The sequence below is a fragment of the Mesotoga prima MesG1.Ag.4.2 genome (assembly GCF_000147715.2).
GTDB lineage: Bacteria > Thermotogota > Thermotogae > Petrotogales > Kosmotogaceae > Mesotoga > Mesotoga prima.
Window position 1 is genome coordinate 834,084 of record NC_017934.1, and the last position, 11,964, is coordinate 846,047.

An 11,964-nucleotide genomic window follows, 5' to 3' on the forward strand; every position below is an offset into this window, starting at 1 on the left:
CAGAATTCATTATATCATAGAGAGGAAAGCGTGTCAAAGACTTAATTATGGCTGAATGCTGTACTGGAACGGTGAGTAATGATGACTGACGATATATTGAACTTTGTGAAAGAGGCCGCTTCTTCCCAAGGATTTTACGCCTTTTATAGTAACAGAAAGGAGCGTGTCGAGAGTTTAAATAGGGCTCTAAAGAGAAGCCCTGTAAGTAGTACAACGATTGCAAAAATCCAAAGGAGAATAAGCGGATTGGCCCATCTCTCTTATGAAGAGATCGAATTTTCGATCGACATACTCCGCGAAAGAGACAGGGCACCCGAAGATAGGGTTGAATATGCTTCTACACTGTCCAAAGCATCAGTCTCAGATATGGGGCACCTGCTTTTTTTTGTGGATCCGAGAAACAATCCTCCAGTTACTGGCCCGGTAAAAGAGAGAATTCAATCGATCGATGATTACAAAGAATGGCAATCCCTAACTCGCTCAGTTGGTGAGCATGGGATTCAGGATTTCGTTATGCTCGAAGCTGCTTTGCTTTTCGAAAGGGAGGAGAATAATAGAAGCTCCAATCTCTCTGAAAGACTAATAAGAGCTGTTTACACAGATATCTCAGAAATAAAGACCCTTAGAAATGCTGTAGCTTCTCTTTCGAAATCCGAAAAAAGGCTGCTCAGCAATCTCAGGTTCACACATCCCTACGTTAAGACGGCCATTATGTCGAATCATTCTAGACCTGTCGTTATTGACGGCAGCAATGTTGTTTTTTCGATGACCGATCATGCCGATCTAAAAAGAATCGATGATCTCTTCCTAAGAATGGCTCTTTGCAGGATTGCTTTGTTCCCTTATAGGATAGTGTTTGATGCAAACATCAGATATACTATCGGCGGCTTTCAGCAGGAGAGTCTCAATAGGCTTCTGTCACTTCCTCAAGTCGAGACATACTCTCCTGCCGATGATCGGCTAATCTTTTTGGCGAGAGAGGGCGGTTCGGCAGTGATAACCTACGACAGGTTCCTGGACCATGCTGCTGAAGATATTACGATTATCAGACCGGAGGAAATCGATGAAAGTCTCAGACTATGATTTTGAGCTTCCGGAAGAACTGATAGCTCAGAAACCAGCCATTCCAAGAGACAGTTCCCGGCTATTGGTTATCGATAGGGAGACATACTCATTCGAGCATAGAGTATTCGCAGAAATCGAGGATTTTCTTCATCCGGGAGATGTTCTTGTCTTAAACAACAGTCGTGTTATTCCGGCAAGACTCCTCGGCAAAAAGGAAACAGGGGCCAAAGTGGAGGCCGTCCTTACGGAAAAGCTTGGCGGGGGCCTCTGGAAAGCCATAGTTAGGCCCGGGTCAAAAATCAAACCTGGAAACGTGCTCTTGTTCAATAAAATTTCCTGCAAAGTAATAGAACACTGCGATGATTCAAGCAGGATACTAGATTTTGGTAGCGTAACAGATGAAGACGTAAAAAAAGCAGGCCTCTTAGCAATTCCACCTTACGTCAAATACTACCCAGACAATCCAGAGTCGTACCAGACGGTCTATTCTCGGCCGGAAGGCTCCGTAGCTGCCCCCACTGCGGGATTGCACTTTACGGATACTCTTTTGGAAAGACTTAGGAAGAAAGACGTCGATGTTCAATTCATTACTCTTCATGTCGGAATTGGCACATTCAGACCCGTCAAATCAGAAACAGTAGACGGCCACAAGATGCACAATGAATTCTTCTCCGTTTCTTCGGAGGTTGCAGAGAGATTGGAGCGAGCCAGAACCGAAAAGAGAAGAATAGTAGCGGTTGGAACTACTACCGTGCGAACCTTGGAGAGTATAGTTGCTCGCCACGGCTGCATCGTAGGTGATAGCGGTCATACGGATATTTTTATCTATCCTCCTTATACATTCAAAGCGACCGACTCTCTCATAACTAACTTTCACTTACCGAGATCTACCCTTCTTATGCTCGTTTCTGCATTCGCCGGGAGGGAACTGATTCTCTCTGCCTACAGAGAAGCCATTTTAAAGAGATACAGGTTCTTCTCGTTCGGTGATGCCTGTCTGATACTATAGAGAAGCGGCTCTGAGATGCTAGAAATTCCCAAGCTGAAGTCTTATACGAAAGAATAAGGCGTCTTCTTTGCGGGAAAAAAGGTGCCCTACTGCTCTTCTTCTTCGAGCATTGGAGAGAAAAAATGCATCCACGTCATCTTAAGGACTATCGCAAAAGGCACGGCAATAATCGCACCAAAAAGCCCCCAGAGCTGTCCGGCGATAACTATCATCAAGATAATTATCACCGGGTTTATCCTGTTGTATCCCTTCATGAATACCAGGAAGAGTATAAACGCAGATGCGTGTACAATCACTAGTATTATCATTAAGGTAATCACAAGAACCAGGTCTTGAGTAGACACTGCCAGCAAGAAAAGAGGAATGAACTCAAGAGGGACACCGACAATGGGTATTAGATTTGTGAAGGCGGCCCACGTACCCATCAAAAGACTGTATTTAAGTCCCATAGAATGCACAACAATGCCAACCACCACCCCAACGATCAAGGCGATTACTACCACTGAAATTACATATCGCTCTAGATTCTTGTAAGTATCTTCGAGGAAGCTTATAGCTATTCCACGCACTTTCTTGGGGTAGAATCTGGGAATAAAATCCTTCACAGTGAGGAAGTAGTAACTCAGGTAAATCGCGCCTACAATGGTAAAGAATAGAACAAGTCCCGTACTGGTTAAGAAGCTTGGAATCTTTTCAAGTATACCAGGCAGAAATTTCATTAGGCTGCTCTGCACTTGAATGAGAAAGTTTCTCACACTTTCGTAGGTGGCTCTTTGTGTTGATGGGTCAATATTTTTCGGCATGAAGTAATCAACTACGTTGCGCCACAGTTCTTGTGAATGAACTACCATTGCATTATCCAGAACCGAAGCTGAAAGCAGTTCCGCCGCTTCTGGGTTAAGATAATTCGAAATGATTTTGTGTATCTCTTCATATGAAGCGTTTTTTTGCTTACTGCTGCTGATAATTACGACATAATCGCTTCTGTTTTTCAGGGTCTCCTCAAGTAAGGCAAGATCCTCATTCAGGTCTTCCGAGTCTGCGGTGATCGGGTCCATGATATCTGAGTAGTAACGTTTGAGATCTTTTGACAGCAGATCCAAGGATTCAACCTCTTCTGGAGAGAGTTTTGAAAGAAACTCCTCTTCGGAAAGAAATGTATCTATGTTTGCATTTACTTCGAAAGAAGTTATTTCGGTCTCTTCAGCGGAGGGAAAGAAGTCTCTCACTATGTTATAGAACTTGGAAGCTTCTTTTGCAACGGGGGTAGTAAGGAACACGATCAGAAGCGTGAGACCCGAAAAAATCACCGCCAGCCCTATGCCAAGAGAGATCGACCTTTTAATGCGAAAACTTCTTTCTGCAAATCTCGCCCATGGCTCCAATATTATGACAACCGTGAAAGTTGCGAAGAAAATCATTGCAGTTTGCAACGAAACTGAGAATACCATAAAAAAGAGAGCCAGGTAGAACAGGGTGAAAATTGCAGCATTGAAACGAGGTTTTTTCAAAATCTCACGACTCACTTTATGCCCCCTTCAAAGGGAGTTTAAAGAGTCTTTCAATCTCCGAAATCTCCTTTGTGATCCCCATAAGCACTATGAGTTTTATTCTTGCTTTAATCGGGGATAGTTCCTGAGCGAAGATTGCACCAATATCGGCCAGACTCTTTCCTCCACCAACATATCCGTAAACTCCAAGAACACGGCCTTTGAAGCACCTTGAAGTAATGATTACCGGAACCCCTTTCTCCTCTATTAGGTATTTTACTACGTGATAGACTTCTACAGGTACATTTCCCCTTCCAAATGTTTCAAGAACTACCCCTTTGAATCCAAGATCGGGAAGTATCCGCAGGATCGAACCGTCGTCTCCTGTAAAGGTCTTTACAAGGGCTATTCTCGATTCGATCTTTTCTACATTGAATACTGCCCTCAACAAAGGCTTTCTAAAGAAAATCACCGTGTCTTCATCCACGATTCCCAGTGGTCCATGACCGGGAGAGTCAAAAGTAGCAACATTGCTAGTGTATGTCTTTGTGACTTCTCTGGCGGCGTGGATTTCATCGTTAAGGCACACCATTGTCCCCATTCCAATCGCAAGGGGACTAACTGCAACTCTAACTGAGGACAATACATTTCTCGGACCATCGGTTCCCATTTCGTCGATGTTTCTCATTGCAGCAGTACAGATAATTGGTTTCTCGCTTCTGACTGTCAGATCTAGAAAATACGCAGTTTCCTCTAGCGTGTCAGTGCCGTGTGTAATAACTACTCCACAAACTTCCTCTCTATCGAGAAGCTTCTGAACTACCTTGGAAAGCGCCCACATCGTCTCGGGATTTATGTATGGGCTTGGAATGTTTGAAAACTCGTAGTGCTCGGTACAGGCCACATCTTTAAGTCCGTCGACGTCCGCCACGTGTTTGTTCAATCCCTGAGCCGGTACAGAAGCACCAGTCGCAGGATCCGTAATCATTGCGATCGTGCCACCTGTTGTGACTATAACGACCCTCTGTTTCATAGCCACTTTCCTCCTAGTTTTGTCTTTATTAATGACAGTGTCTTGTGAGTTTCTGGGCCAACAATCTTGATTAGCTCTTCTCTTGTTCTTGGTCTCTTTATCACAAGGGACTTTGCCCTATCCCTTCCAATTCCAGGGATGAACCTCATTTCTCTTTCACCTAGGTTGTTGAGTTCTGTTCCAACTGGAAGACCTGTAACGGATCTCATCCCGTGGCCTATGACTACAAAATCGGTTCTATCCTCAAACCGGACGGGGCTGCCGACAAGAATAGGATATGTACCGAGCGGTCTGCCAAAGTAGATCATCCCCTCGCTAAATTCAGGGATTACACCACGGATGATCGCTCCCAGTGGGAAGGTTTTCTTCAGCATTTCGGCGTCTATTTCCCTTCTTATACGATGTTTGTGTTTTTCGAATAGTCTGTGGTCGATTCTTGGTCTAGTCATATTGAATATCCGGGCGCCAGGAAAGATCATTGTCTGTCTGATGTTGATTCTTCTCAAAAGAAGACCCCTTTCTTGAATTCTGACAAGCTCATCGTAGTCAATGTCGAAACTATTTCTGCTCTGTCCTGGAAGGCCGTAAAGTAAATTGATTCCCGGCAAGAGCTTCGGCACTCCTTCAACTCTTTCTTTGCCGATTTCGTTCATCAACTCGATTGAAAACATTATGTCTTGTACGCTGCCACCAAGATTGTTCAAGGAACGGACTTCGTCGTCGAAGCTCTCAACCCCGAATGATATGGTGTCGCCGACTGTATTATACCTAACTACGGATTCTATGACCGATCTTGATTCTGACGGATGATGAGCAATAAAGATTGGATTTCCATTGTCAATATGAAAGACTTCAGGTTGGATGATACTCCTTGCTGATTTGAAGAGCTCTTCACTCAAGGATGGATCAAGAGTGTTTCGTCTACGGTCATACCCATATGCAATTACATTTGCACTCCTTCCGAATCTTATTGCCTTAACTCCAACTTGCTTAAGCTTCTCGAATTCAGCGACAATTCCTTTTATACTTCTCCATTCATAGGGGCCATAGAGAATGGATTCAGTACAAAACGAGCAGTATCCATCCAACCTCTCGCAACCAGAGGAAATATCGATTTCAACCATCAGATCCGGGAAACAAGGATGAAGCCTGATTACATCGGCGCCGGCCGGATAAAGTCTGTTAAGAAGAGAGTAACGAGACCCTCCCGAGTCTAGGTCCAAAAAGTCTGCAATTTCAAACTCATCTCTCAAGAGGTAATCTGCTTCTCCAAAATCAGGGGTGAAGGCCGTGGTTCCACCTCTCAAAGTGTACCCAACAGACACCACTGGACCGCTGACGATTTTCGTGGGATCGGAATTTGATTTGAGCAGAAGAGATATCTCGGAACTTGAAATCGGAGTTCCTCCAATATACCTTCCTGAAGTAGTGACCCCCCCAAATACGATTAGGAAGTTATAATCATTGCCTTTCTCCCAGAGTCCTTCTTGCCTTACAGAGTCGATAGTGAGATAATCCGTTTCGATACCTTTCAACAGAAAGGCTCCTGCAATAGCGCGGATCCTTGGTGAAATGTAGGGTGGCACACCGAAAGCTGCCGGTTCATCGGTGTATCCGTCTATAATAAGAGCATTCATCGATTACCTCCACGTGCGAGCTATCCCATTCCAGTGTATAATAAAAATAGCGATTAATGGGAGGGAAAGTTTTGCCTTTTGAAAGACATTGCTCATTTTGTGGAAGATCTGCTGCACAGGTGAAAAAGCTTATTTCAGGAACAGAAGGGTACATTTGCAATGAATGTGTCGATCTGTTTCACGACATTATTCAGCAGGACCAGAAAGCTAAGAAGGAGCCTGGCAAAAAGCTGCCCACCCCAGCAGATATCAAGAAAGAACTTGATAAGTATGTGATTGGTCAGGAGAACGCAAAGAAAACGATCTCTGTCTCCGTGTACAATCACTACAAGAGAGTTTTCAATGATGTAGATGACGTTGAAATTGAGAAATCCAATATAATGCTAGTTGGGCCTACCGGTTCGGGAAAGACTCTCATTGCTAGAGTGCTGGCCCGTATTCTGGATGTTCCGTTTGCAATCGCCGACGCTACCCCTCTTACGGAAGCCGGATACGTTGGTGAGGATGTAGAGAATATTGTTCTAAGACTTCTTCAGTCTGCGAATTACGATGTTGAGAAAGCTCAGCTAGGAATCATTTATATCGATGAGATAGATAAGATAGCAAGGAAATCTCCGAATCCATCGATCACGAGAGACGTATCGGGAGAAGGGGTTCAGCAAGCCCTTCTAAAGATTGTCGAGGGAACTACTGCAAATGTGCCACCTCAAGGAGGCAGGAAGCATCCCTACCAGGAATTCATAAAGGTAGATACAAGCAACATTTTGTTCATAGTGGGGGGCGCTTTTGATGGCCTTGACAGCGTAATAAAACAGAGAGTTCTTGATTCCTCAATGGGTTTTGGAGCAAAGGTAAAGGGCAAGAATCAGCTTAGGCTTGGAGAAGTCCTTCAGCAAGTAGTACCGGATGATCTGATTCAGTACGGCTTGATTCCGGAGTTCGTTGGCAGATTCCCGGTTTTGGCGGCTCTGAATGATCTTGATGTGGAGGATCTGAAGAGGATTATGAGTGAGCCGAGAAATGCGATTCTCAAGCAATACCAGAGGCTTCTGGGACTGGACGGTGTAGAACTTGAGTTTTCGGATGATGCCATGACCGCGATCGCAGAAAGGGCTATGAAAAGAGGGACAGGCGCAAGAGCGTTGAAAAGCGTAATTGAGCAGGTCATGCTTGACATAATGTTCGATATTCCTACCATGAATAATGTTGAGAAGGTTGTTATCAACGAGGATGTGATAAGCAAAAACTCTTCTCCCGAAATAATCTCTAGAGAATCTGCCTGATGAAAGTTCTGGCTCTAGAGAGCTCATGTGATGAAACGGCGGTGGCCATCATCGAAGATGGCCGTCTTTTATCTTCACAGATTTCTTCGCAAATAGATATCCACAAGAGATTTGGTGGGGTGGTTCCCGAAATAGCTGCCAGAAAGCATCTTGAAATCATAGATAGAATGGTTTCCCGTTCGCTCGAAGAAGCCGATCTGGATATCAAAGAGATAGATGTATTTGCTTCAACTATGGGTCCCGGACTTGTGGGATCTTTGCTGATTGGTCTTTCTTTTGCTAAAGGAATGGCGATCGCGATGAATAAACCATTTGTCGGTGTTAACCACTTATTCGGTCATGTCTATGCAAATTTCCTTAGATATCCGCTTCTCAAACCTCCCTTTATGGTTCTTCTCGTTTCTGGTGGGCATACCGAGATCCTAGTTCTTAAAGATTGGGATAGGATCGAACTTGTGGGGAAGACTCGCGACGACGCTGCAGGAGAAGCATTTGACAAAATTGCAAGGCTGCTTGGACTTGGGTATCCTGGAGGGCCGGCAATTCAAGAGGCCGCTGAGAAAGGACAAGCTAAGTATCATTTTCCTAGGCCACTTCGTGAAAAGGGGAATTTCGATTTCTCCTTCAGTGGTCTAAAGACTTCGGTGCTGTACTTCATGAAAAAAAATCCCCTGGCTTCAGTTAGTGATGTTGCCGCGTCAGCTCAGGAAGCAATTGTCGACTCTCTCGTTACCAAGGCATTCGACGCAGCTGAAAGTTTACATCTAGATGAAATAGCCTTTGCGGGAGGGGTCGCTTCGAACTCACTTCTTCGAGAATGGGCAAGAGTGCAATCTGAAGTTAGCGGGATCAAGGCTTACTTCCCACCGGTAGACCTGTGCACAGACAATGCTGCAATGATTGCATTAGTGGCACATGAAAAAGCTAAGAGGGGGCTATTCTCCCCTCTTTCGACAAATGCCGTACCTTACCTAACTTTGGATTTCTTCTAACTATTCAGACTTGCTGGTAGAAGTTGAAGGTTTGCTACTACTTTTAGAAGCTGATGACTTCTTCGAATCGGTACTGTAGTAGCCCCCGCCTTTAAAAACAACTCCCACATTATTAACCAGTTTCTTAAGATGTCCCCCGCATGCTGGGCAGATCGTAAGGGGTTCATCGGACATCTTCTGGAAGGCTTCGATTTCTTCTCCACAATCCTCGCACTTATACCTGTAAAACGGCACGTGAGTCCCTCCTTCGCATCGAATTTTTCTATTAGCTGTATCTATTCTATTCCTCATCGGCCGAAGATGGAATCACACAGAGAAATTCCAGATCTCCGTTTCCCGTGTTCCTGAACTGGTGCTTTACGCCGGAGGGAACAAAAACATAGCTCCCCTTACCAGCATTAATCACGCCCTGGTCAGTAACAACGGCCGCTTCCCCGGAGATGATAAAGACTTCATGTTCCCATGGATGGCTATGGTGAGGACTATATCCTCCTTCTCCGACAGTAAACAGTCTCATCACAAAATTCGTAGCGCCCTTCTTTTTACCAATAAGGACTCGCTTAGTAACGCTCTTTACATTTTTGTTGTCGAAAAACTGAGGCTCGACATCAAGCGCTTTGCCTACCAGAATTCGTTCTGACATTTTCATAGCGCCTCCTTTTCGAATCAAACGCTTTATCGTATGAGTATTTTCTGTCTCTGTATTCGACCACAACTTTTCTGTAAGGTTCGAGTCCTACTGAATAGCTCTTCAGATCTTCATACTGGGAAATTACTTCGTGAACGAGCCTTCGCTCAAAGGCGAACATCGGTTCCATTACGATCTTGCTTCTCCTGGATATTGCGGACTTTGCCGTCCTATGTGCTATCTCTTCCACCAGTTTCTTTCTTTCAAGTCTGTAATCACCGATATCAACGGTTACGTTGACTTTGGTAGGCGCCATCCTGTTTGCGTAAATGTTTAATATGTGCTGTAAAGCGGCAACAGTTTTACCATGCTTCCCGATAAGTCTGGCAACCTCTTCACCTTCGATCCTGACTCTATACGTTCTTCCAACAAGCTTTACTTCGGAAAAGGTCTCTTCATCGAAATTCTTAAGTATACCCTTGAGGAAGTCGTGAAGCTTTCTTTCCCAGTGTTTGTCCAACAAGGAAACTTCAATTATCGATTCCCTGGATCCAAATATCCCTAGGAAGCCCTTGGAGCCTTTCTCTTTCACTGTGACTTGCATTTCATCGTCATAAGCACCAAGATCTGCTTGAGCTAGCCTGATGGCTTCTTCAACGGTCTCGGCTTTGTATTCAACTGGATTCATTTTGTTTAACACCTCCTGAGCTGGTCTAAATCTACTTCACAGGTTTTTCCTGTAAACCTAGCATCTGTCTTAAAGTCAGCCCCTTTATGCCGTTGCGCTTGTATACTACCCAGCTTATGAAGAACTGAAGGACACTCTGGGTTGTCCAGTAAAGCAGCAATCCAGATGGGAATGTGGCGAAAAGGATCGGAAAGATTACTTGCATGATTACTCCCGATCTCGCAGATCTTGCGTCCTGAGCTGTGAGCAATGAACTGAAGATTCCTACAACTACCGTGATTATTATGAACGGTATGTTCAGTACGAAGTTACCTACTGAAAGATCCTTCCAAATAAGAAAACCAGGCGTATATGCCATTACTTCGCTGAAGTATCGAATGGCATTGTATAGAAGTATCAGTACTGGCAGCTGAAGGAGTATTGGAAGACATCCGGAAGCGGGATTGTATCCCTTCTCCTTATACAGAGCCATCATTGCCTCCTGTTGCTTTCTGGGGTCCTTATACTTTTTCTTGATCTTCTCTACTTCGGGTTGAAGCATCCTCATCATTAGCATTGACTTAGTTTGAATGTGATATAAGGGGTAGAGGATGAATCGGGTAACAATTGTGAAGAGAATCAGTGCCCAACCGAAGTTTCCAGACCACTGATATAGCCAGAACAGGAAGTAAACTATTCCATGATAGATCCAGGAAAAGAAGGTAACTCCTCCAAAGTCTTGCAAGTCCTTCACAATAGCATCATAATGCTCCGGAAGAGCTTGTCTCATGTGGATCAACCTCATAGGGCCAGCAAAAGATTCAAGAATTCCCCTACCGGTTTCAGATTCGTATCTCTGGAATTTGAATGTTCCTTGCATTGCAGTAATTGCGAAGAGCGTCTTCTGACCGCTGAACTTATCATATGTCAAATAGTATGAGGAGTCGGGTCCTATCGTCTGATTCTGGTAAGAAATAAAAGGCAGAGCGACCTCAATCTTCTGATTGAAATTCAGTTCAACTCTGAAATCATAGTAAGGACTGTTCAGGATAATAAACGACTTGCTACCTTGTTCATAGTTGAAGCTAACTATTACATTGCCTTCTTCATCTTTGTCGTATGAAAAGGAGGTAGGCAGAAGCTCGGTACCCTCTACGTCAAAAACGTTGAATCCATCTTTTCCAAGGCTTTCATTGTACACATAAAACTCAACCGTCTTATTATCGGCGTAACTTGTTACTCCTAATACCAAGCCATTTTTGGTGTCCAGAGTTACCTTTAGAGTTTTACCTGAAACTATGAGCGTACTGGTACCTTCCTGAGTGGTAAGTTCCTTGCCCGATACCGAGAGCGTGAATAATGTCACGAAGATCAAAGTCAGAATTATCGCTCTTTTCATTTTTCGTGCCTCCTCAATAGCGTGAAATGATCTGGTACTTCGTCGAACCCCCCTGGATTGAAGGAATTGCATCTGATTATTCTCCAGATGCCTAGAATTAGCCCTTTCAGAGCTCCAAATCTCTCTATTGCCTCATATGTGTATGTTGAACAAGTGGGAGAAAACCTGCATCTTGGGCGGGTTCTAGGGGAGATCTTTTTTCTGTAGAAATCTATCAGAAACAGTAGTATCTTTTTCATCGGACGTTTCTCCAATTTTCTCAGCGATTCGTTTAATGATCTGTACAATATCAAAATATCCAACTTTTCTCTTCTTAAACAGGTCGGATAGATCCTTTCTTGCAATGAAAAGTATATCATACCCTTCGGGAAAGACTTGTTTATTAGTTCGGTAAACCTCTTTAACCAATCTTCTGAGGCGGTTTCTCAGGTGAGCCTTTCCAAATTTCCGTCTTATAGATATCCCTATACGAGAAAAAGGCAGACCATTCTTAACATACAATACAACAAAAAAAGGGTCAACAATTGATTTTCCCTTTTTGAAGACTCTGTCGAAGTCTGCCTTTCGTCTTAGCCTTTCGTTTTTACTAAGGGACTGATCTCTGAGGTTCACACAGAAAGTCTCTTTCTTCCCTTTCTTCTTCTACTTGCCAGCACTCTTCGGCCTCCGACTGTGCGGGACCGCACAAGAAAGCCGTGTGTTCTGTTTCTTTTGACTCTTGATGGTTGGTATGTTCTTTTCATGATTAATAACCTCCAGTA

Annotated in this window: 14 protein-coding genes; 4 read left to right on the forward strand and 10 right to left on the reverse strand. The window is 44.0% G+C overall.

Going from position 1 to position 11,964, the window contains the following annotated elements; translation table 11 throughout:
- Positions 1-81: 81 nt before the first annotated feature.
- Positions 82-1,083: a ribonuclease gene (locus tag THEBA_RS04050; protein ID WP_236609206.1), complete on the forward strand. Its 1,002-nt coding sequence runs from the start codon at positions 82-84 to the stop codon at positions 1,081-1,083.
- Complete coding sequence (gene queA, locus THEBA_RS04055; protein WP_014730556.1) at positions 1,064-2,074, forward strand: tRNA preQ1(34) S-adenosylmethionine ribosyltransferase-isomerase QueA; 1,011 nt, start codon at positions 1,064-1,066, stop codon at positions 2,072-2,074. Before THEBA_RS04050 ends, queA begins: the two co-directional genes overlap by 20 nt.
- 86 nt (positions 2,075-2,160) lie before the next feature.
- On the opposite strand, the gene THEBA_RS04060 is transcribed toward queA, so the two are convergent.
- From THEBA_RS04060 to THEBA_RS04070, 3 genes are read right to left on the reverse strand one after another with little or no spacing between them, the layout of a single operon-like run.
- Positions 2,161-3,600 carry an AI-2E family transporter gene (locus THEBA_RS04060; protein WP_014730557.1) on the reverse strand — a complete coding sequence of 480 codons (1,440 nt, stop codon included), beginning with the start codon at positions 3,598-3,600 and terminating at the stop codon, positions 2,161-2,163.
- A 1-nt stretch (position 3,601) separates the two neighbouring features.
- Positions 3,602-4,597: an asparaginase gene (locus tag THEBA_RS04065; RefSeq protein WP_014730558.1), complete on the reverse strand. Its 996-nt coding sequence runs from the start codon at positions 4,595-4,597 to the stop codon at positions 3,602-3,604.
- Positions 4,594-6,234, reverse strand: a complete 1,641-nt coding sequence (locus THEBA_RS04070; RefSeq protein WP_014730559.1) for a radical SAM protein — start codon at positions 6,232-6,234, stop codon at positions 4,594-4,596. Before THEBA_RS04070 ends, THEBA_RS04065 begins: the two co-directional genes overlap by 4 nt.
- A 56-nt stretch (positions 6,235-6,290) precedes the next feature.
- Between THEBA_RS04070 and clpX the strand changes: the two genes are divergently transcribed.
- Positions 6,291-7,517: an ATP-dependent Clp protease ATP-binding subunit ClpX gene (clpX, locus tag THEBA_RS04075; protein ID WP_039882879.1), complete on the forward strand. Its 1,227-nt coding sequence runs from the start codon at positions 6,291-6,293 to the stop codon at positions 7,515-7,517.
- Positions 7,517-8,509 (forward strand): tRNA (adenosine(37)-N6)-threonylcarbamoyltransferase complex transferase subunit TsaD, encoded by a 993-nt coding sequence (gene tsaD, locus THEBA_RS04080; protein ID WP_014730560.1) that lies wholly within the window; start codon positions 7,517-7,519, stop codon positions 8,507-8,509. Before clpX ends, tsaD begins: the two co-directional genes overlap by 1 nt.
- Here the strand turns inward: tsaD and THEBA_RS04085 are convergent, their stop codons facing one another.
- Genes THEBA_RS04085 through rpmH form a run of 7 tightly spaced genes read right to left on the reverse strand, consistent with a single transcriptional unit; the run spans position 8,510 to position 11,946 of the window.
- The gene (locus THEBA_RS04085) at positions 8,510-8,743 is read right to left on the reverse strand and encodes an FmdB family zinc ribbon protein (protein ID WP_014730561.1); all 234 of its coding nucleotides are present in this window, start codon (positions 8,741-8,743) and stop codon (positions 8,510-8,512) included.
- Positions 8,744-8,789: 46 nt separating this feature from the next.
- Positions 8,790-9,152 carry a cupin domain-containing protein gene (locus THEBA_RS04090; RefSeq protein WP_014730562.1) on the reverse strand — a complete coding sequence of 121 codons (363 nt, stop codon included), beginning with the start codon at positions 9,150-9,152 and terminating at the stop codon, positions 8,790-8,792.
- Entirely contained in the window at positions 9,118-9,825 is a 708-nt protein-coding gene (gene jag / locus THEBA_RS04095; RefSeq protein ID WP_014730563.1) for an RNA-binding cell elongation regulator Jag/EloR, read from the reverse strand. The genes THEBA_RS04090 and jag overlap by 35 nt, the downstream gene beginning before the upstream one ends.
- Before the next feature lie 31 nt (positions 9,826-9,856).
- Complete coding sequence (gene yidC / locus THEBA_RS04100) at positions 9,857-11,203, reverse strand: YidC/Oxa1 family membrane protein insertase (protein WP_014730564.1); 1,347 nt, start codon at positions 11,201-11,203, stop codon at positions 9,857-9,859.
- The gene (gene yidD / locus THEBA_RS13970; protein ID WP_014730565.1) at positions 11,200-11,442 is read right to left on the reverse strand and encodes a membrane protein insertion efficiency factor YidD; all 243 of its coding nucleotides are present in this window, start codon (positions 11,440-11,442) and stop codon (positions 11,200-11,202) included. Before yidD ends, yidC begins: the two co-directional genes overlap by 4 nt.
- Positions 11,387-11,815, reverse strand: a complete 429-nt coding sequence (rnpA, locus tag THEBA_RS04105) for a ribonuclease P protein component (RefSeq protein WP_014730566.1) — start codon at positions 11,813-11,815, stop codon at positions 11,387-11,389. Before rnpA ends, yidD begins: the two co-directional genes overlap by 56 nt.
- Positions 11,812-11,946: a 50S ribosomal protein L34 gene (rpmH, locus tag THEBA_RS04110; RefSeq protein WP_014730567.1), complete on the reverse strand. Its 135-nt coding sequence runs from the start codon at positions 11,944-11,946 to the stop codon at positions 11,812-11,814. Before rpmH ends, rnpA begins: the two co-directional genes overlap by 4 nt.
- Positions 11,947-11,964 lie beyond the last annotated feature (18 nt).